This window comes from Nitrobacter sp. TKz-YC02, from assembly GCF_049852135.1.
GTDB classification, from domain to species: Bacteria; Pseudomonadota; Alphaproteobacteria; order Rhizobiales; family Xanthobacteraceae; genus Nitrobacter; species Nitrobacter vulgaris.
The window spans coordinates 2,100,069-2,118,956 of record NZ_CP180728.1; the positions used below are offsets into that span (position 1 = coordinate 2,100,069).

Annotated in this window: 20 protein-coding genes and 2 tRNA genes; 6 read left to right on the forward strand and 16 right to left on the reverse strand. The window is 59.3% G+C overall.

What is annotated here, in order from left to right; translation table 11 throughout:
• Positions 1-13: 13 nt before the first annotated feature.
• From ACM561_RS09935 to ACM561_RS10000, 14 genes are all read right to left on the reverse strand, one after another.
• On the reverse strand, positions 14-1,522 hold the full coding sequence (locus ACM561_RS09935; protein ID WP_425904790.1) for an NADH-quinone oxidoreductase subunit M: 1,509 nt from the start codon (positions 1,520-1,522) through the stop codon (positions 14-16).
• Positions 1,523-1,524: 2 nt separating this feature from the next.
• Positions 1,525-3,591 carry an NADH-quinone oxidoreductase subunit L gene (gene nuoL / locus ACM561_RS09940; RefSeq protein ID WP_425904792.1) on the reverse strand — a complete coding sequence of 689 codons (2,067 nt, stop codon included), beginning with the start codon at positions 3,589-3,591 and terminating at the stop codon, positions 1,525-1,527.
• Positions 3,592-3,674: 83 nt separating this feature from the next.
• Positions 3,675-3,983: an NADH-quinone oxidoreductase subunit NuoK gene (gene nuoK / locus ACM561_RS09945; RefSeq protein WP_079446675.1), complete on the reverse strand. Its 309-nt coding sequence runs from the start codon at positions 3,981-3,983 to the stop codon at positions 3,675-3,677.
• Positions 3,980-4,618 (reverse strand): NADH-quinone oxidoreductase subunit J, encoded by a 639-nt coding sequence (locus tag ACM561_RS09950; RefSeq protein ID WP_079446676.1) that lies wholly within the window; start codon positions 4,616-4,618, stop codon positions 3,980-3,982. Before ACM561_RS09950 ends, nuoK begins: the two co-directional genes overlap by 4 nt.
• A 120-nt stretch (positions 4,619-4,738) precedes the next feature.
• Complete coding sequence (nuoI, locus tag ACM561_RS09955) at positions 4,739-5,227, reverse strand: NADH-quinone oxidoreductase subunit NuoI (protein WP_079446677.1); 489 nt, start codon at positions 5,225-5,227, stop codon at positions 4,739-4,741.
• Between the two features lie 8 nt (positions 5,228-5,235).
• Positions 5,236-6,306 (reverse strand): NADH-quinone oxidoreductase subunit NuoH, encoded by a 1,071-nt coding sequence (gene nuoH / locus ACM561_RS09960; protein WP_425904793.1) that lies wholly within the window; start codon positions 6,304-6,306, stop codon positions 5,236-5,238.
• A 5-nt stretch (positions 6,307-6,311) separates the two neighbouring features.
• Positions 6,312-8,387, reverse strand: a complete 2,076-nt coding sequence (nuoG, locus tag ACM561_RS09965) for an NADH-quinone oxidoreductase subunit NuoG (protein WP_425904794.1) — start codon at positions 8,385-8,387, stop codon at positions 6,312-6,314.
• Positions 8,388-8,391: 4 nt separating this feature from the next.
• Positions 8,392-9,717, reverse strand: coding sequence for an NADH-quinone oxidoreductase subunit NuoF (nuoF, locus tag ACM561_RS09970; protein ID WP_425904796.1), 1,326 nt, complete (start codon positions 9,715-9,717; stop codon positions 8,392-8,394).
• Positions 9,717-10,430, reverse strand: coding sequence for an NADH-quinone oxidoreductase subunit NuoE (gene nuoE / locus ACM561_RS09975; protein ID WP_425904798.1), 714 nt, complete (start codon positions 10,428-10,430; stop codon positions 9,717-9,719). Before nuoE ends, nuoF begins: the two co-directional genes overlap by 1 nt.
• Positions 10,431-10,444: 14 nt before the next feature.
• Positions 10,445-11,407, reverse strand: coding sequence for an FkbM family methyltransferase (locus ACM561_RS09980; RefSeq protein ID WP_425909705.1), 963 nt, complete (start codon positions 11,405-11,407; stop codon positions 10,445-10,447).
• Complete coding sequence (locus tag ACM561_RS09985) at positions 11,407-12,615, reverse strand: NADH-quinone oxidoreductase subunit D (protein ID WP_425904800.1); 1,209 nt, start codon at positions 12,613-12,615, stop codon at positions 11,407-11,409. Before ACM561_RS09985 ends, ACM561_RS09980 begins: the two co-directional genes overlap by 1 nt.
• Positions 12,615-13,235 (reverse strand): NADH-quinone oxidoreductase subunit C, encoded by a 621-nt coding sequence (locus ACM561_RS09990; RefSeq protein ID WP_425904801.1) that lies wholly within the window; start codon positions 13,233-13,235, stop codon positions 12,615-12,617. The genes ACM561_RS09985 and ACM561_RS09990 overlap by 1 nt, the downstream gene beginning before the upstream one ends.
• An 11-nt stretch (positions 13,236-13,246) precedes the next feature.
• On the reverse strand, positions 13,247-13,870 hold the full coding sequence (locus tag ACM561_RS09995) for a NuoB/complex I 20 kDa subunit family protein (protein WP_087881145.1): 624 nt from the start codon (positions 13,868-13,870) through the stop codon (positions 13,247-13,249).
• Complete coding sequence (locus ACM561_RS10000; protein ID WP_079446687.1) at positions 13,840-14,205, reverse strand: NADH-quinone oxidoreductase subunit A; 366 nt, start codon at positions 14,203-14,205, stop codon at positions 13,840-13,842. Before ACM561_RS10000 ends, ACM561_RS09995 begins: the two co-directional genes overlap by 31 nt.
• Positions 14,206-14,525: 320 nt before the next feature.
• Here ACM561_RS10000 and ACM561_RS10005 point away from each other — a divergent pair, with 320 nt between their 5' ends.
• Complete coding sequence (locus ACM561_RS10005; protein WP_425904803.1) at positions 14,526-14,720, forward strand: hypothetical protein; 195 nt, start codon at positions 14,526-14,528, stop codon at positions 14,718-14,720.
• A 118-nt stretch (positions 14,721-14,838) separates the two neighbouring features.
• On the opposite strand, the gene ACM561_RS10010 is transcribed toward ACM561_RS10005, so the two are convergent.
• Positions 14,839-14,915 (reverse strand) — tRNA-Asp (locus ACM561_RS10010).
• Positions 14,916-15,132: 217 nt separating this feature from the next.
• On the opposite strand from ACM561_RS10010, the gene ACM561_RS10015 reads away from it, so the two are divergent.
• The 3 genes from ACM561_RS10015 (at position 15,133) to ACM561_RS10025 (ending at position 17,266) form a co-directional block, all read left to right on the forward strand.
• Positions 15,133-15,432, forward strand: a complete 300-nt coding sequence (locus ACM561_RS10015) for an HU family DNA-binding protein (RefSeq protein ID WP_079446753.1) — start codon at positions 15,133-15,135, stop codon at positions 15,430-15,432.
• Positions 15,433-15,567: 135 nt separating this feature from the next.
• Complete coding sequence (pepT, locus tag ACM561_RS10020; RefSeq protein WP_425904805.1) at positions 15,568-16,821, forward strand: peptidase T; 1,254 nt, start codon at positions 15,568-15,570, stop codon at positions 16,819-16,821.
• Between the two features lie 133 nt (positions 16,822-16,954).
• The gene (locus ACM561_RS10025; RefSeq protein WP_425904806.1) at positions 16,955-17,266 is read left to right on the forward strand and encodes a hypothetical protein; all 312 of its coding nucleotides are present in this window, start codon (positions 16,955-16,957) and stop codon (positions 17,264-17,266) included.
• A 57-nt stretch (positions 17,267-17,323) separates the two neighbouring features.
• On the opposite strand, the gene ACM561_RS10030 is transcribed toward ACM561_RS10025, so the two are convergent.
• A complete protein-coding gene (locus ACM561_RS10030; protein WP_425904808.1) occupies positions 17,324-18,181 on the reverse strand; it encodes a class I SAM-dependent methyltransferase in 858 nt (285 codons plus the stop codon).
• 193 nt (positions 18,182-18,374) lie between these two features.
• Between ACM561_RS10030 and ACM561_RS10035 the strand changes: the two genes are divergently transcribed.
• Positions 18,375-18,593 (forward strand): hypothetical protein, encoded by a 219-nt coding sequence (locus ACM561_RS10035; RefSeq protein ID WP_425904809.1) that lies wholly within the window; start codon positions 18,375-18,377, stop codon positions 18,591-18,593.
• A gap of 125 nt (positions 18,594-18,718) precedes the next feature.
• Positions 18,719-18,795 (forward strand) — tRNA-Val (locus ACM561_RS10040).
• The last annotated feature ends 93 nt before the right edge of the window (positions 18,796-18,888 follow it).

Genomic DNA, 18,888 nt, shown 5'->3' on the forward strand with positions numbered 1-18,888 from the left:
TGACCTACCGCGATCATGGCAGCGCCGCAGCCTTGATGGCGGCGGTCGCGCTTGCGTAATTATTGACAAGATTTTGTACGGAAGCCGCCGAGAAATCGAGCACCGGCTTCGGATAAACGCCGAACAGGATCGTCAGCACCACAAGCGGCGCCAGCGTCAGGCCCTCGCGGAAAGTAAGATCCTTAATGGTCGCAAGCGACGGCTTTACCAGCGCCCCGAACACGATCTTGCGATAGAGCCACAAAGCGTAGGCGGCTGACAGGATCACGCCGAGCGTTGCCGCCACCGCTGTGGGAATGTTGACCTTGAAGGTGCCGATCAGCGCAAGGAATTCCCCGACAAATCCGGACGTTCCGGGCAGTCCGACATTGGCCATCGTGAAGACGAGAAACACCATCGCATAAAGTGGCATCCGGTTGACAAGCCCGCCATAGGACGCGATCTCGCGCGTGTGCATTCGGTCATAAACCACACCGACACACAGAAACAGCGCGCCCGACACGATCCCGTGCGACACCATCTGGAATACGCCGCCGTGAACCCCTTGCATCGTGCCGGCAAAAATTCCCATGGTCACGAATCCCATGTGAGCCACCGACGAATAGGCAATCAGCTTCTTCATGTCCTCCTGCATCAGGGCCACCAACGAGGTGTAGACGATCGCGACAGCGGAGAGAACGAAGACCAGCGGCGCGAAGTCATGCGACGCAAGCGGAAACATCGGCAGCGAAAAGCGCAGGAAGCCGTAGCCCCCCATCTTCAGCAAAATAGCTGCAAGGATAACCGATCCCGCCGTGGGCGCTTCGACATGCGCATCCGGAAGCCAGGTGTGCACGGGCCACATCGGCATCTTGACCGCGAACGATGCAAAGAAGGCAAGCCACGCCCACATCTGTAGGTTGTACGGAACGGAAGTGCGCATCAGCGTCGGAATGTCGGTCGTTCCGGCATTCCAGTAGAGCGCCATGATGGCCAGTAGCATCAGAACCGAGCCGAGCAGCGTATAGAGGAAGAACTTGAAGGTGGCATAGACCCGGCGCGGACCGCCCCAGATCCCGATGATCAGGAACATCGGGATCAGGCCGCCTTCAAAGAATACGTAGAACAGCAGCAGGTCGAGCGCCGAGAACGTGCCGGTCATCAGCGTTTCCAGAAACAGAAACGCCATCATGTAGGCAGGCACGCGACGGGTAATCGATTTCCAGCTTGCGATGATGCATAGCGGCATCAACGCCGTGGTGAGAATGACGAACGGCAGCGAGATGCCATCGACGCCCATATGATAGCGAATGCCGGTGGCAAGCCAGGTCGCCTGCTCGACGAACTGGAATCCCGTATTGGTTGGATCGAAGCGCGCAACCAGGATCAGCGACACCGCGAGGGTGACGATCGTCGTCCACAGCGCAATCCAACGCGCGGTGCGGTTGGCGGCTTCGTCGCTGCCACGAGCCATCACGTAAATCAGAATCGCGCCGACCGCCGGCAGAAAGGTCGTGACAGACAGAATGGGCCAGGTCGTCATTCTTACCGGCCTCCCGAGAACATGAACCAGGTGATCAGGCCGGCGACGCCCATCAGCATTGCGAACGCATAGTGATAAAGGTAGCCGGTCTGTAGCCTGACGACATTGCGGGTGACATCAAGAACCCCCGCCGAGACGCCATCGGGGCCGAATCCGTCAATGACGAAGCCGTCGCCCTTCTTCCACAGAAAGCGACCAAGCCACTTCGCCGGACGCACGAAGATCACCTCATAGAGCTCGTCGAAGTACCACTTATTGAGCAGAAATTGGTAGAGCATCGGGTGTTCACGGGCGAGTTGGACCGGCACGTCGGGGCGACGGATATAGAACAGCCACGCCACCGCAAACCCCAAAATCATCATCGCTGTCGGCAGGTAGGCGATTGCCTTTGGAATATGGTGCATTTCCTCAAGGATGTGCGGATGCATCTTCACGGATTCCCGGAAGAACTCTTCGACCCCGTGCCCGGTGAATAGTTCCTTGAAGGGAAAGCCTGCGAGGATCGAGCCCGCTGCAAGAATGCCGATCGGAATTAGCATCCAGATCGGGCTTTCATGCGCAGCCTTATAGTGCGCCTGATCGTGAGGCCGGCCGTGGAAGGTCTTGAAGATCAACCTCCACGAATAGAAAGAGGTCAGGCCGGCAGCTACCACGGTCATAAGGAAACCGTAGTACGCGAAGGGGTTGTGAGACACATAGGCGGATTCGATAATCGCGTCCTTGGAAAAATAACCCGCCGTCAGCGGAAATCCTGTCAGCGCCAGCGTACCGATCACCATCACGAAGTAGGTATAAGGAATGCGATCCTTCAGGCCACCCATATTGCGGATGTCCTGCTCGTGATGCATCGCATAAATCACCGATCCCGAGCCCAAGAACAGCAGCGCCTTGAAGAAGGCGTGAGTGAACAGGTGGAACATTCCAACGGTGTAGGCTCCTGCTCCCATTGCCACGAACATGTAGCCGAGCTGCGAGCAGGTCGAATACGCCACGATGCGCTTGATGTCGTTCTGCACGAGACCGACCGTCGCTGCGAAGATCGCCGTGGTCGCGCCGACGAACATCACGAAAGCCTGCGCGTCTGGCGCCAGTTCAAACAGGGGCGACAGTCGCGCCACCATGAACACCCCGGCCGTCACCATGGTCGCTGCGTGAATCAGGGCCGATACTGGTGTTGGACCTTCCATGGCGTCGGGCAGCCAGGTGTGCAACAGGAACTGGGCCGACTTGCCCATGGCGCCCATGAACAGCAGCAGACAGATCAAAGTCAGGGCGTTGACGTCCCAGGCGAGGAAATGAACCTTCGTCCCGGCCAGGCCCGGCGCCGCGCTGAAGATGGTGTCGAAATCGGTCGAACCGATCAGCATGAACACCGCGAAAATGCCGAGCGAAAAGCCGAAGTCTCCGACACGGTTGACCACGAACGCCTTGATCGCTGCCGCATTAGCCGACGGCTTCTGATACCAGAATCCGATCAGCAGATAGCTAGCGAGACCGACGCCTTCCCAACCGAAGAACAGTTGGACCAGGTTATCCGACGTCACGAGCATCAACATCGCGAAGGTGAACAGCGACAGATAGCCGAAAAATCGCGGCCGGTTGGGGTCTTCGTCCATGTAGCCAATGGAATAGAAGTGCACCAGCGACGACACCGTGGTGACGACAACGAGCATCACCGCCGTCAGCGTATCCACCCGTAACGACCAACCAACCTGAAGATCGCCCGAGGAAATCCAAGGGAAGAGCGCAATGCGTGCGTCATGATGCATGAAGCCGACGTCGACCAGCGTCACCCAGGACAGGACTGCCGATGCGATCAGAAATGCGGTCGTAATCAGTTCGGCGGCGCGCGATCCCGCAGCCGGAGGCTCGCTGACATGATGGTCGTCGTGACCGTGGGCGTCACCGTGCCCATGTTCATTATGCGCAGCAGCCGCGTGAGCATGACCATGGTCGTCGTGATGATCGACCGCATCACCGCTGGGATTGCGCCCATGCGCGCCCACCAATGCAATCAGCGCGGCAAGGATCGCGCCGATCAGCGGCAAGAAGACGATTGCCTCGATCATGCATCCACCTCACGAAGCATGATCTCGCAACCAATGCATCCATTGGCCGGAGAAAGCCGGTCCTCACTTTTCCGGATCATGCTTCAGCCCTTCATCAGATTGACGTCCTCAACCGCGATCGAACCGCGGTTGCGGTAATACACAACGAGAACAGCAAGGCCGATCGCAGCCTCGGCCGCGGCAACCGTGAGCACCAGCAGCGTAAATACCTGCCCGACGATGTCGCCCAAAAACGCCGAAAAAGCCACCAGGTTGATATTGACGGCCAGCAGGATCAATTCCACCGACATCAGGATGATGATGATGTTCTTGCGATTGAGAAAGATGCCGAGAGTCCCCAGCGTGAAAAGGATCGCGCCAACCGCCAGATAGTGTCCGAGGCCGATTGTCATTTCACCCACTCCGCCGAGTCAGCGTCCTGCAACCCCTGCCCCGAGGCAACCTGGCGCACACCCATGGCCATCTCAGGAGTCCGCGCGTTCTGGACATTGATATCCTGACGCTTGACGCTGGCCCTGTGTCGCAGCGTCAGGACGATGGCGCCGATCATGGCCACCAGCAACACCATGCCGGCGAGCTGGAAATAATGAATGTACTTCGTGTAGAGCACGAGACCGAGCGCCTCGGTGTTGCTGACGTCGCCCGGAATGGCCGCCGTGATCGATTTCGTGACCGTCGGATTGAGGGTCCAGCCCCCGACAACGAGCAGCAGTTCCAGCAAAAAGATCGCTGCGATCACCAAACCGAACGGCAAATATTCAAGAAAGCCTTCTCGTAATTCGGCGAAGTCGACGTCCAACATCATGATGACGAAGAGGAACAACACCGCGACTGCGCCGACATAGACCACGATGAGGATCATCGCGATAAATTCCGCACCCAACAGGATGAACAGACCGGCGGCGTTGACGAACGCCAGAATGAGGAACAGCACCGAGTGCACGGGATTGCGCGACGAAATGACCATCGCGGCAGATGCAACGCACACGCCGGCGAACAGATAGAAGAACAGTGCTGGAAGGATCATGCGATACCCCCACCAGCTAGCTGCAACCTTGCCGCGCGGAGAACACACCCTCTCCCCCCTTGTCGGGGCGGGAGAGTGGAGGCAACGCCCCATACTACAATGCGATTGAACATACCCACCTTACCGATACGGCGCATCAAGTTCGATCGCTTTCGCGATCTCGCGCTCCCAGCGGTCGCCGTTGGCGAGCAGCTTGGCCTTGTCATAATAAAGCTCCTCGCGGGTCTCGGTCGCGAATTCGAAATTCGGCCCCTCAACGATGGCATCGACCGGACAGGCCTCCTGGCACAATCCGCAATAGATGCATTTCACCATATCGATGTCGTACCGCACTGTGCGGCGGGTGCCGTCGTTTCGGCGCGGACCGGCCTCGATGGTAATAGCCTGCGCAGGGCAGATCGCCTCGCACAGCTTGCAGGCGATGCAACGCTCCTCGCCGTTTGGATAACGGCGCAGCGCATGCTCACCGCGGAATCGTGGCGAGATCGGATTCTTCTCGAAGGGATAGTTGATAGTCGGCTTCGGTTTGAAGAAATACCTCATGGTGAGGAAGAACGCCGAGATGAATTCGGTCAGCAGGAGCGAACGGGCTGTTGCATTGATACTCATGACAAATCTCAATTCGGCGCGATGCCAGCGAACTGCAACACGCCAGCCACGATCACCACCATCGCCAGCGACAGCGGCAGAAACACCTTCCAGCCGAGCCGCATCAGTTGATCATAGCGGTAGCGCGGCACGATCGCCTTCGCCATCGCGAACAGGAAGAACATGAAGAATAGTTTCAGTGAGAACCAGATAACGCCGGGCACCCAGTTGAGCGGTGGCAAGTCGACCGGCGGCAGCCAGCCGCCCATAAAAAGAATCGCACCCATCGCGCACATGGTGGTGATCGCGACGTACTCGCCGAGCATGAACAACAGATACGGCGTCGAGCCGTATTCGACCATGAAGCCCGCGACGAGTTCGGATTCCGCCTCGACGAGATCGAACGGCGGGCGATTGGTCTCAGCCAGAGCCGAAACGTAAAACACCACGAACATTGGCAGCAGCGGCAGCCAGTACCAGTTCAGGAACGTCAGCCACGGCAATCCGATCAGGCTGGCTAACCCGCGGGTATGCTGCGCCTCGACGATGGCAGAGAGGTTCAGTGAACCTGCGCAAAGCAAGACCGTGATGATGACGAAACCGATCGACACCTCGTAGGAGACCATCTGCGCCGCCGAACGCAAAGCGGCGAGAAACGGATATTTCGAGTTCGACGCCCAGCCGCCCATGATGATGCCGTAAATCGACAGCGACGAGATCGCAAAGATGTAGAGAATCCCGACATTGATGTCGGAGATGACCCAGTTCAGATTGACCGGGATCACCGCCCACGCGGCCAGCGCCAGCACGCAGGAAACCAGCGGCGCCAGAAGGAACACGCCCTTGTTGGCGCCGGAGGGAATAATCGGTTCCTTCAGCACAAATTTCAGAAGATCGGCGAACGACTGAAACAGACCCCACGGTCCGACAACATTGGGGCCTCGCCGGATCTGCACCGCGGCCCAGATTTTTCGGTCGGCGAGGAGAATGTAGGCGATCGCTATCAGCAGAACGACGAGCAACAGCAGGCTCTGCGCCACCATCACGATCAGAGGCCAGAGAAAGTCCGTCCATAATGGCATTGCGAAGAAATCGGCCATCACGCTTACTCCGCTGCCGTCAACATACGACCCGATGCAAGCCGCGAGCATTCGGCCATCACGGCCGAGGCCCGCGCGATCGGGTTGGTCAGATAATAGTCGTCAATCGCTGGCTTGAACGACGACTTCTCGATACTGCCGCCCTTGCCCACCAGATCTTTGATCGCGCGGATATCGCCGGCCTCTATTTGGTCGATCCGCATCAGATGCGGCACTGTCTTGAACATCGCCTGCCGCAGGGCGGCCAGCGAGTCATAACCCAGGGTCTTGCCTAGCATTTCGGACAGCGCACGAATGATCGCCCAGTCCTCTCGCGCCTCACCGGGCGGGAAGCTCGCCCGGTTCGCCATCTGGACCCGGCCTTCCGTGTTGACATAAATGCCGGTCTTTTCGGTGTAGGCTGCGCCTGGCAAAATGACGTCCGCGCGGTGAGCGCCGGCATCGCCGTGTGTTCCGATATAGACGACGAATACCCCGTCCGGCACTTTGATCTCGTCTGCGCCGAGCGAAAACAAAACGTCGAGCTCGCCCGGTGCGGTCATCCGTCCTGCGGTCAGCCCCCCCTTCCCAGGCACGAAGCCGAGGTCCAGCGCGCCTACCCGCGACGCCGTATTGTGAAGCACGGCAAATCCGTTCCAGTCGTCGTTCAGCCCACCGATATCAACGGCAAGTTTGGCCGCGGCCGCGAGAATTGCCGCGCCGTCAGGCCGTGACGTTGCAGCACCGCCGACCAGTATGATCGGATAATTGGCGCCCTTTAGTGCATCGAGGAACTTGTTCTTGCCCGCAGCGAGGTCCGCAAGCGAATCTGCGCCGGCGCCGAGATAGTCATACTCGTAGGTCAGATCGGCTCGCTCTCCGATCACACCGATCTTGAGCTGACCCGTCCGCCAGCGCTTGCGGATGCGCGCGTTGAGGATCGCCGCTTCCTTGCGCGGGTTGGACCCGACGATCAGCAGCGCGTCGGCCTGCTCGATGCCGGCGATGGTCGGGTTAAAGATGTAGGACGCCCGCCCCCGGGCGGGATTGAAGGCGTCGCCTCCCTGCACCGCCATGTTGACCGAGCCGAGTTTTGACAGCAGATCCTTAAGCGCGAACAATTCCTCGACAGCAGCAAGATCGCCGGCAACGGCGCCGATCCGCTTTCCGTCGGTCCCCTTCACCTTCGCAGCAATCGCCTTGAATGCTTCCGGCCACGAGGCCGGGCGCAACGCGCCGTTCTCGCGAATGTAGGGGCGATCGAGCCGCTGGGTGCGAAGCCCGTCGACGATGTGGCGGGTCTTGTCCGAGATCCACTCCTCGTTCACGGCGCCGTTGAAGCGCGGCAGGATGCGCATCACCTCGCGTCCGCGCGTATCGACGCGGATGGCTGAGCCAACCGCGTCCATGACGTCGATGGATTGAGTCTTTCCGAGCTCCCATGGCCGGGCGGCGAATGCGTAGGGCTTCGATGTCAACGCGCCGACCGGACAGATATCGACGAGGTTGCCTTGCAATTCCGACGTGAGCGCACTTTCGAGGTAGGTCGTGATCTCCATGTCCTCGCCGCGGCCGGTCGCGCCCATTTCCGGCGCGCCGCATATCTCGGCGGAGAAGCGGACGCAGCGCGTACACTGGATGCAACGGTTCATCGAAGTCTTGACCAGTGCACCGAGATACTTGTCTTCGACCGCGCGTTTGTTCTCGGCGAAACGCGAAGTATCGACGCCGTACCCCATCGCTTGATCTTGCAAATCGCACTCGCCGCCCTGATCGCAGATCGGACAGTCAAGCGGATGGTTGATCAGCAGGAACTCCATCACGCCTTCGCGCGCCTTCTTCACCATTGGTGAGCGCGTGGAGATTTGCGGCGGTTCACCGTTGGGACCGGGACGGCAATCGCGTACGCCCCAGGCGCAACTCGCGACCGGCTTCGGACCACCCTTCACTTCGACAAGGCACATCCGGCAGTTGCCGGCGATCGACAGCCTCTCATGATAGCAGAAGCGTGGAATCTCGGCGCCGGCGGCCTCGCACGCCTGCAAGAGCGTATACTCTGCTGGTACGTCGATCTCTTTGCCGTCGATGATAAGCTTCGTCATGTCTCTACTCCGCCGCAACCATATGGGCGGGATCGAGGATGCCCTGATCGTCGCGGTCGGCCTTGTGCGAATACTGGTCGATGCGCGCCTCGATCTCATGCCGGAAATGCGCGATTAGACCCTGAATCGGCCAAGCCGCCGCGTCGCCGAGCGCGCAGATGGTGTGGCCCTCAACCTGCTTGGTGACTTCGAGCAGCATGTCGATCTCGCGCTTGTGGGCGCGGCCGTCGGCCATCCGGGTCAGCACCCGCCACATCCAGCCGGTCCCTTCCCGGCACGGCGTACACTGGCCGCAGCTCTCGTGCTTGTAGAAATAGGAAATGCGCGCGATCGCCCGGATCAAGTCGGTCGACTTGTCCATGACGATGACCGCCGCGGTGCCGAGGCCGGAACGCAGCTTGCTGAGGCTGTCGAAATCCATCGGCGTATCGATGATCTGCTCGGCCGGCACCATGCGCACCGACGAGCCGCCCGGAATGACGGCCTTGAGATTGTTCCAGCCGCCGCGAATGCCGCCGCAATGGGTATCGATCAATTCGCGGAACGTGATCCCCATCGCCTCTTCGACATTGCAGGGGCGCTCGACATGGCCCGAAACACAAAACAGCTTGGTGCCGACATTGTTGGGTCGGCCAATGGCGGCGAACCAAGCCGCGCCGCGGCGCAGGATGTCCGGCGCCACCGCGATCGACTCGACGTTGTTCACCGTGGTTGGGCAACCGTAAAGACCGACATTGGCCGGGAACGGCGGCTTCAGCCGCGGCTGGCCCTTCTTGCCTTCCAGGCTCTCCAGCAGCGCCGTCTCCTCGCCGCAGATGTAGGCCCCCGCACCATGTGCGACGTAGAGATCGAACGGAAAGCCATGAATGTTATCCTTGCCGATCAGCCGGGCGTCGTAGGCCTCGTCGATGGCGGCCTGAAGATGTTCACGCTCGCGGATGAATTCGCCGCGAATGTAGATATAGCCGGCATGGGCGCCCATGCCGACGCCAGCCAAAAGGCAACCTTCGATCAGCAGATGCGGATCGTGCCGCATGATCTCGCGGTCCTTGCAGGTGCCGGGCTCGGACTCGTCGGCATTGACGACGAGATAGCTCGGGCGGCCGTCGGCGTTGTCTTTCGGCATGAAGGACCATTTCATGCCGGTCGGGAATCCGGCCCCGCCGCGGCCACGCAGGCCCGAGGCCTTCATCTCACTGATGATCCAGTCGCGACCCTTGTCGACGATCGCTTTGGTGCCGTCCCACGCGCCACGGCGGCGCGCGCCGGCCAGCCGCCAGTCATCGAGGCCATAGAGATTTCGGAAGATGCGATCCTTGTCGTCGAGCATCAGGTCTTGCCCTTTTTGGTCGCGTCATCGGCGGGCGGCCTCTTGGCGTCCGCATCCGTCAATGCCGGCCGAACACCGCCGCGCGATCTTCCCTCACCTTTCGCAGCCGCCGTATTCAATGTGGTCGGACCGCCGACCGGCGCGGAAAACTGGCGGTCGATCTGAGGACCGGGCTTCGGCGGCTGGCCCGAGGCAAATCCATCCAGCACCTTGCCGAAGTTCTCCTTCGTCAAATCTTCGTAAGTGTCCTTCCAGATCAATACCATCGGCGCGTTGACGCAGGCGCCGAGGCACTCGACCTCTTCCCACGAGAAGTCGCCATCCTTCGAAAGATGAAACGGCTCGTGATGGATGCGGCTTTTGCAGACGGCGAGAATGTCCTCAGCGCCCCGCAGCCGGCAAGGCGTGGTGCCGCAGACCTGGATGTGAGCCTTTTTGCCGACCGGCTGCAACTGGAACATCGTGTAGAAGGTCGCGATTTCCAGCATCCGGATGTAGGGCATGTCGAGCATGTCAGCGACGACGCGGATCGCCGCCTCGGAGATCCAGCCGCCGTGCTGTTCCTGCGCGCGCCACAAGATAGCGATGGAAGCGGACGCCTGGCGACCCGCCGGATATTGCGCGATCTGCTTGTTGGCCCATGCGAGGTTTTCCTCGCTGAAGGCGAAACTCTCGGGCTGTTGTTCTTTCGGTGCCAGACGGCGAACGGACATCGTACTCTAGTCTCTCAATGAACACGTTGCGACGCGGTCGCGTTCAGGCGACGAAAACGATCTTGCCAGAATGCGCTCGAGGTTCCGAACACGTTATATCCAACGTGGGAGGCAACCTTGATGCGGTCCAAAATGGAAAGTTCGGTTAACGTCTCGAAACGATCACTGGCCGGATCATGCACGATCAGATCGAGCGGCGTCTGCTCAAGAATGTAGCGCGATACGGTGTGATTTCGATCATTGCCGTGTTCCTCGCATAGGATCACGGCATCACCCTGCAGCACGCGGGTGCCGCCCTTGATGGCTTCGATCTCGACGCCTTCCACGTCAAGCTTGATAAGATACTTGCCGTCAGGCGAAATCTTGCCGTCATCGAGTAGATTATCTAGCGCCACCACTGGCACAACTTCGCCGCCGGCATCGGCGCCGCCGGCGATGCTGAAGGCCTCGTGCTTGGTGCCGGACAGGCGCGCGGTGCCGCGCGTCGCACCAATGGCGCTCTGCATCACCTCGAAGCGACTGCCATTGATCTTTGCATTATTCGAAAGCCTGGCGAAATTCTTGGACGACGGCTCAATCGCGATCGCCTTGCGTGATCCGAACGGCTTGCTGGACACCAGCACCGACCAGTAACCGTAGTTAGCGCCGCAATCGAGCAGCGTGTAGTCGATGTCGGCGGAATCGCGAAACAGCAATTCAAGTTCGTCTTCATATTTGAAGGAGCGATTGAGCAGCTTGCTCCAATAGCCGTCGCCATAGGGAAACGCGAACGTGGCATCAGGATTGAGCCTGACGGCGATATCCCGCTCTGGCAAGGTTTTGCGCAGCAGGTTGGCGCAACTGTTGTAGCCGCGATGCGAGAACAGCGACGACACCTTGGAGCCAGCCACCAGCGCCAGCGCAGCCGCGCGCTCCCAGGCGTTCGCTCCCTGAAGAACGCCGGAGGTTCGGTCGAATTGGATCGGCGGCTGTGCGATCACCGGTCAACCTCTCCGAACACGATGTCAAGCGACCCCAGAATAGCGGACACATCCGCAAGCAGGTGCCCCCTGCAGATGAAATCCATCGCTTGCAGATGCGCAAAACCCGGCGCGCGGATCTTGCACTTGTAGGGCTTGTTGCTGCCGTCGGAGACGAGATAGACGCCGAACTCTCCCTTGGGCGCTTCCACGGCCGCATAGATCTCACCTGCCGGAACGTGGAAACCCTCGGTGTAAAGCTTGAAGTGATGGATCAAAGCTTCCATCGAGCGCTTCATCTCGCCGCGACGGGGCGGGAAAATCTTGTTGTCTTCGACCGCTACCGGTCCCTGCCCGTCGGGAGCGCGCAGCTTGGCGATACATTGCTTCATGATGCGAACCGACTGCCGCATCTCTTCCATGCGAATGAGATAGCGATCGTAGCAGTCGCCGTTCTTGCCGATCGGAATATCGAAATCCATTTCGGCGTAGCATTCGTAGGGCTGCGCTTTGCGCAAATCCCAGGCCGCTCCGGAGCCGCGAACCATGACGCCGGAAAAGCCCCATTCCCAAGCCTGCTTCAACGTAACCACGCCAATATCGACGTTGCGCTGCTTGAAGATGCGATTGGCGGTCAACAGCCTGTCGAGGTCGGCGACAACCTGAAGGAACGGATCGCACCAGGCGTCGATGTCATCGATCAGCTTTAGCGGCAGATCCTGATGCACCCCGCCGATGCGGAAATACGCGGCATGCATCCGCGAGCCGGACGCGCGCTCGTAGAAAACCATAAGCTTCTCGCGCTCCTCAAAACCCCACAGTGGCGGGGTCAGCGCGCCGACATCCATCGCCTGCGTGGTGACGTTGAGGAGATGCGAAAGAATGCGTCCGATCTCGCAATAGAGCACCCGGATCAACTGGCCGCGTCGCGGCACCGCAATCCCAAGCAGTCGCTCGGCCGCGAGACAGAACGCATGCTCCTGATTCATCGGCGCAACATAATCGAGCCGATCGAAATACGGGATCGCCTGAAGATAGGTCTTTTGCTCGATCAGCTTCTCGGTGCCGCGGTGAAGCAGGCCGATGTGCGGATCGACGCGCTCGACCACCTCGCCATCCAGCTCCAGCACCAAGCGCAAAACGCCGTGGGCCGCCGGATGCTGCGGGCCGAAATTGATGGTGAAGTTACGCATACCGGGAGTTACGGCACCAAGTGCTTCCGTCATCAGCTACCCGCCTTGCCGCCCGTCGCCTTCTCATCACCCGGCAACTGATAGTCGCCGCCCTCCCAAGGTGACATGAAATCGAACTTGCGAAACTCTTGGTTGAGACGCACGGGCTCGTACACGACCCGTTTCTCGGCGTCGTCGTAACGCACCTCGACTAAGCCCGTCAGCGGAAAATCCTTTCGCAGCGGATGTCCGTCGAATCCATAATCGGTCAACAAACGCCGCATGTCGGGATGGCCAGTGAAGATCACGCCGTAAAGGTCGTAGGCCTCCCGTTCGAACCAGTCCGCGCCGGGAAACACGTCGATCAACGAGGGAACCTGGGTGGTCTCCGAAGCGTGAGCACGCAAACGGATGCGCGCGTTCAGCGTCGGCGACAGGAAATGATAGACCACATCAAAGCGCTCCGCACGGCCGGGATAGTCAACCGCGGTCACGTCGATGAAATTGACGAAGCGGCAGCGCTGGTCGTCGCGGATGAAGCGGGCAATCTCGACAATCTTCGCGGCCTCGACCGTCACGGTCAGTTGACCAAACGACACGGAATGACCCGTAGCCGCGCCCGGAAGCGTGGCGACAATCATCTGGCCCAAGGCATCGAGCCTGCTCTCGTCCATCCCTTTAAACCTCAGCGTTCAATCGTTCCAACTCTCCGGATCTTCTTCTGCAGGAGAAGAATGCCGTAGAGAAGTGCTTCGGCCGTCGGCGGACAGCCCGGCACGTAGATATCGACCGGCACGATGCGATCGCAACCCCGCACCACCGAATAGGAATAATGATAGTAACCGCCACCGTTGGCGCACGATCCCATCGAGATAACATAACGCGGTTCCGGCATCTGGTCGTAGACCTTGCGCAGCGCGGGCGCCATCTTGTTGGTCAGCGTTCCGGCGACGATCATCACGTCCGATTGCCGCGGCGATGCACGCGGCGCGAAGCCAAAGCGCTCGACGTCATAACGCGGCATCGAGACCTGCATCATCTCGACCGCGCAGCAGGCCAAGCCGAAGGTCATCCACATCAGCGAACCGGTACGCGCCCAGGTGATGAGGTCGTCGGCCGCGGCGACAAAGAAACCTTTGTCCGACAGTTCGTGATTAACCTCGAGAAAGTACGGATCGCTCGCACCGACGGGCCGGCCGGTGCTGGGATCCAGAATCGAGCCTCCCGACGGAGCCGAGAGAGGGCTGCCGGCGTAGGCGACCTTTGCCGTGGGAGAGTTCAATCCCATTCTAGAGCGCCTTTCTTCCATTCGTAGGCAAAACCGACCGTCAGCACCCCTAGAAACACGATCATCGACCAGAAGCCTGTCACGCCGAGCTTGCCGAACGTGACCGCCCAAGGAAAGAGAAACGCGACTTCAAGGTCAAAAATGATGAAAAGAATAGCGACCAAATAAAACCTGACGTCGAACTTCATCCGGGCATCGTCGAATGCGTTAAATCCGCACTCATAAGCGGAAAGCTTTTCCGGGTCCGGCTGCTTGTATGCGACGATAAATGGAGCGATCAGGAGCACAGCGCCGATCACACCCGCTATTCCGATAAACACCACAAGCGGAAGATAGTTCTGCAAAATGCCGCTCATGGGCGCTTCCCCTCGCTGCGATGCTTTACCCGCAGATTTGTTTAGATATTGGAACTTTTGAGAGGCTTTAGCCTAGCAAAACAGGGGTGGCAAGATAGCCTAATTTGACGCACCCGGGACGGAGATTTTGCGACTTGACATCGGAGCATGGACCGCGGCCGGGCGGTCGACCCGCTGCTCACTCACCCCGTCGAAACCACGGCCCGAAAAATCAGGCCCAATGAAACCATTTCGGGAGTGCCGCGAAGCCGGGCTGAAACAAACTGGTTTTATTGCTCTCGCCTACGGACCACGAGTTGCCGCGAGGCGGAAGGCGAACCATGAACCATTCGATCCAGAGCGCAGACCGCGCCACCCACCTGAAGATCGTGATTGTCGCGCTTGTCGCAGGTGCCGTATTGACAACTTTCGGGACTTCCCTTCGCCCAAGCACCGACTTCGTCCAGACTGCTCACGTGATCAAGGCCGGACAACCAACGATGGTATCCAGCTCGGAACCATCGCTCGTAAGATGATCCTGATTTCGCGCCGGTGACAAAGCGCCATCTGGTGGCGCTCATTGAGGCAACCGCTGGCTGGAACCGGCCCGAGCTGCGAGCCCTCGTCAAAACCCGAAGCTGATATCACGCGAAATGGCGCGAGAGACGGGACTCGAACCCGCGGCCTCCGCCGTGACAGGGCGGCGCTCTAACCAACTGAGCTACTCCCGCGGAAGCCGTTTATCCGCGCATAGGTGTGACGGCTTAAAGGGGAGGCCTTTCCAAGTCAAGGCAGTTGCAGATCTCCTTTGCTATCGGGCTTTTTGAGGGGTCGGTGCAAAAAATCAGCTATTTGCAAGCAAAATGGCGCGAGCGGCATCTCCCCGAATCAAACAAGGGCTGATACGCCTTGCTTTTCGACGCTGGCAATGACGAGGAGAGCTATATTATGGCGAAGAAGGCAGCGACCCCGAGCACCGTGACCCTGAAACATCTCGCGGCAGCCTTGGCCGAGGACCATGAATTGTCCAAGAAGGCTTCCGAGGCCATCCTGACCGACATGGTTACCCGCATCACCAAGCATCTCAAGAAAGGCGATCGTATCCGAATCGTCGGCCTCGGCATCCTCCAGGTCCGCAAACGCGCCGCCCGCAAAGGACGCAACCCGGCCACCGGCGAGGAAATTCAGATCAAAGCATCCAAGAAAGTCGCGTTCCGAGCCGCCAAAGAGCTCAAGGAAGCCATCTGACCAAGAATGCCGGATCCAGGACGCTCCGTTCAAACGCTCGAGGATTTGCCGCAACGAACCGGTTGCCCACGCAAAGCCCCATCGCGGATTTGGCGAGGTTGATTTCTTACTGCTCAGCCCTGCCCTGGATTCCCGATGGCCGTTCCCATGACATTCAATCACACGGTGACGGAGCGCTTTCTTCGTTATGTCACCATTGATACCCAGTCCGATCCGACGTCTTCCAGTTGTCCCTCCACCGGGAAGCAGAAGGATCTTGGACGGCTGCTGGTGAAGGAGTTGCAGGAGATCGGCGCCGCCGATGCGCATCTCGACCCGCACGGTTACGTGTACGCGACCATTCCGGCAACCAGCTCAAAGCAGGTTCCAGTTATTTGCTTCTGTTCGCATATGGACACGTCGCCGGACTGTTCAGGCGCTAACGTCAAACCGCAGATTGTCCGGAATTATCGCGGCGGCGACATCCCTCTCCGCGGCGATCCGTCGCAGATCATCCGCGTGGCCGATAATCCGGCACTGGCTGATCAAGTCGGCAACGACATCATCACGTCGGACGGTACCACGCTGCTTGGCGCCGACAACAAAGCCGGCGTTGCCGAAATCATGGATGCAGTGCAGGTCCTTCTTGCCAACCGAGACATCAGGCATGGCGTGATCAAAATCCTGTTCACGCCCGATGAGGAAATCGGACGCGGCGTCGACAAAGTCGATCTGAAAAAACTCGGCGCGGACTTCGCCTACACCATCGACGGCGAGACCGCAGGTCATATCGAGGACGAGACGTTCTCGGCCGATGCTGCGGTTATTACCATCAAGGGAGTCAGCGCCCATCCCGGATTCGCCAAGGGAAAGATGGAACATGCGATCAAGATCGCATCTCGCATTGTGGAGCGCCTTCCAAAAAATACTTGCTCGCCCGAGACGACCGAGGACCGCGAAGGTTTTCTTCACCCGACCGGAATCAGCGGCGAGCTTGAGCACGCGACGCTAGACTTCATCGTGCGCGATTTCACGGAAACAGGTCTGACGGAGAAGGAGGCCTTGCTGGAGGGCATTATCCGCGATGTCATGACGGACTTCCCACATTCGACGTATCGGCTGGACATACAGCCCCAGTATCGCAACATGAAGCAGGTTGTGGATCGTCACCCGGAGGTTGTCGACAACGCGATGGAGGCGATCCGCCGCGCCGGTCTCAAGCCAGCCAAAGGCAGCATTCGCGGCGGCACGGACGGCTCGCGGCTGTCATTCATGGGACTTCCCTGCCCTAACATCTTCGCCGGTGAACATGCTTTCCACTCACGCACCGAGTGGGTCAGCGTACAGGACATGGAAGCCGCTGTGCGCACCATCGTCCATCTCGCTGCGATCTGGGAAGAACGTGCCTGACGTTTCTGATATCGCGAGCAAGAGATCGCAGGTCCGGATGCCGCGCGGTCATCGCGGGATACGACCGCGCTAACATCGTTAATCTTTCCTAAACATCAGAAGATATGATCCTCGAATCATCGGGGATTCAAGAATGCTACGCACCATCTCGCTTGCGGTCATCGGAGTTGCAATGATGGGAACGGCGGGATCAGCCGCCGACCTTCCAATGCAGAGCCGCATCGGCAAAATCTTCGCGGAGCCGGCACCTCCGCCGGTCCGTGTCGCGCAGGAGAAGGATTACCCAGAGAGCGTGCTCTACCGTTTTCGGATTCCGCCGCCAGTGCCGGGCTATTACGGAAGGCCAAACGATTTTTACTATCGCCCGTACTACGAGGAACGGCCAGTACTCTCGTTCTATTTCGACCGATTGCCGTACGCTTGCGGACTTTACGGATATTGCTAGGGCATGATCTGATAAACTTGGATCTCTAAATCGGCGAGTCGACGAACTGCGCTGAGATCAAAGGTTGCGCGCGGTTACGATCCAGATCGATGCCGGTAGAACCACTGTTTGCTCACGGGCAAACGGAGCAAGAACTTCCCGGATCGAGTTCGCCGCAGCAGCGATGACTTCAACAGGCTGGCCTTCAATCGCGCGGCTGGCGGGACCGAGCTGAAGCGCGGACTTGACCGCGGCATCAATCCCGCCGCCGACGGAAATATCCAATGTGAGGTCATAGGCCTCCATTGCGACGTCAGAAAATCCGGCAGCACCGAGAATACGATGGACACGCGCTTCGGACGCGAACGCGAACGGACCGGGGTCTTCCGGCCCGACCTCGGGGAGCTTCGGAACATGGTTGTAGACCGCCTGGAGCGGGACCATGAGCCAGGGATTTAGGCGAGGCTCCCGCCAGCAAATGAATACCAAGCGGCCACCCCGTCGCAACGCCTGACGCAGATTGGCAAACGACACGACCGGCTCGTCGAAGAACATCACGCCGAACCGGGAGGCCACCAGATCGAAACGCTCTGGCTCAAATGGATATACGGTGGCGTCGGCGAGCAGGAATTCCACCGACGGGTTCTTCGGCGCAATCTGCCTTGCCCGTTCCAGCATCGGTGCAGAAATATCGATTCCCAGGACGTAGCCGGAAGCGCCTACCCTCTCCGCGAATGCTCGCGTAGTTGCACCGCAGCCGCAGCCGACATCTATGATGCGTTCGCCGGGCATAGCTTTGGCACGATCCAGCAGGAAGGTGGAGACCGGCTGCAGCAGTTCATCCTGCATCCGCTGACGATCAGCCCAGCGCTGACCGCCGGGTCCATTCCAATAGGCGATCTGGTCCGCGTTTCGCGTCAGAGGAACCCCTGCCATCACCGCTCCCGCGCAATTCGAGCGATTGCCCTTCACAAAATCGGTGACGCCGCTTATGGAGGAAACCACTCGATCTAGCGGCTTGGTAACAAGCCGAGGTCAAAACGTACCACACCCAAGCAGAGGGCGATATCCCGCCGCAGCGGGACAGAGGAGAGGCCGCCTGCGGTTTGGACCAGAATGGAGAGATGAGATGGCAGATGAGGAAGATAAGACGATCGTCGAGCAAGGCCCTTCCATCGGTGAGTATCGCCGGGAATCGATCCCCGAATACATCGTCGATTCGAGCGGCGTCCGGTTTGAGTTCGATCGTATCGCTCTCGAAGGAGCCGGCGGGCTTGAGCCATCGCAGCTGGCCCGGAATGAATGCCTTATCGCTCCCGGTTTGATCTATCGTAAAGTTTCGTCATGACCGATCCGAGTATGCATCTGCGGCTTGCGTTTGCATCGGGATCAACGGGCAAAGCCGTATGATGGACCTAGGGCTACGACAGCGGCTTGCATGCAGGGATGCGTCGGGGCTAAACAAGGAGCGGAGGGCGGCTAGCTCAGCTGGTTAGAGCATCTCGTTTACACCGAGAGGGTCGGGAGTTCGAATCTCTCGCCGCCTACCAATATTTAGTTGTTTTGATTCGGCTCCCCGCCAGCTTCCCCGAATTTTAATGCATGGCAACGCTTCAATGAAGCGCACCTCCATCTCCCTCCTC

Bases quoted from the DNA above. Each gene is read 5' to 3' on its own strand.
- ACM561_RS09935 (WP_425904790.1), bottom strand. From the start codon at position 1,522: ATGACGACCTGGCCCATTCTGTCTGTCACGACCTTTCTGCCGGCGGTC.
- nuoL (WP_425904792.1), bottom strand. From the start codon at position 3,591: ATGATCGAGGCAATCGTCTTCTTGCCGCTGATCGGCGCGATCCTTGCC.
- nuoK (WP_079446675.1), bottom strand. From the start codon at position 3,983: ATGACAATCGGCCTCGGACACTATCTGGCGGTTGGCGCGATCCTTTTC.
- ACM561_RS09950 (WP_079446676.1), bottom strand. From the start codon at position 4,618: ATGATCCTTCCAGCACTGTTCTTCTATCTGTTCGCCGGCGTGTGCGTT.
- nuoI (WP_079446677.1), bottom strand. From the start codon at position 5,227: ATGAGTATCAATGCAACAGCCCGTTCGCTCCTGCTGACCGAATTCATC.
- nuoH (WP_425904793.1), bottom strand. From the start codon at position 6,306: ATGGCCGATTTCTTCGCAATGCCATTATGGACGGACTTTCTCTGGCCT.
- nuoG (WP_425904794.1), bottom strand. From the start codon at position 8,387: ATGACGAAGCTTATCATCGACGGCAAAGAGATCGACGTACCAGCAGAG.
- nuoF (WP_425904796.1), bottom strand. From the start codon at position 9,717: ATGCTCGACGACAAGGATCGCATCTTCCGAAATCTCTATGGCCTCGAT.
- nuoE (WP_425904798.1), bottom strand. From the start codon at position 10,430: ATGTCCGTTCGCCGTCTGGCACCGAAAGAACAACAGCCCGAGAGTTTC.
- ACM561_RS09985 (WP_425904800.1), bottom strand. From the start codon at position 12,615: ATGACGGAAGCACTTGGTGCCGTAACTCCCGGTATGCGTAACTTCACC.
- ACM561_RS09990 (WP_425904801.1), bottom strand. From the start codon at position 13,235: ATGGACGAGAGCAGGCTCGATGCCTTGGGCCAGATGATTGTCGCCACG.
- ACM561_RS09995 (WP_087881145.1), bottom strand. From the start codon at position 13,870: ATGGAAGAAAGGCGCTCTAGAATGGGATTGAACTCTCCCACGGCAAAG.
- ACM561_RS10000 (WP_079446687.1), bottom strand. From the start codon at position 14,205: ATGAGCGGCATTTTGCAGAACTATCTTCCGCTTGTGGTGTTTATCGGA.
- ACM561_RS10005 (WP_425904803.1), top strand. From the start codon at position 14,526: ATGAACCATTCGATCCAGAGCGCAGACCGCGCCACCCACCTGAAGATC.
- ACM561_RS10015 (WP_079446753.1), top strand. From the start codon at position 15,133: ATGGCGAAGAAGGCAGCGACCCCGAGCACCGTGACCCTGAAACATCTC.
- pepT (WP_425904805.1), top strand. From the start codon at position 15,568: ATGGCCGTTCCCATGACATTCAATCACACGGTGACGGAGCGCTTTCTT.
- ACM561_RS10025 (WP_425904806.1), top strand. From the start codon at position 16,955: ATGCTACGCACCATCTCGCTTGCGGTCATCGGAGTTGCAATGATGGGA.
- ACM561_RS10030 (WP_425904808.1), bottom strand. From the start codon at position 18,181: ATGGCAGGGGTTCCTCTGACGCGAAACGCGGACCAGATCGCCTATTGG.
- ACM561_RS10035 (WP_425904809.1), top strand. From the start codon at position 18,375: ATGGCAGATGAGGAAGATAAGACGATCGTCGAGCAAGGCCCTTCCATC.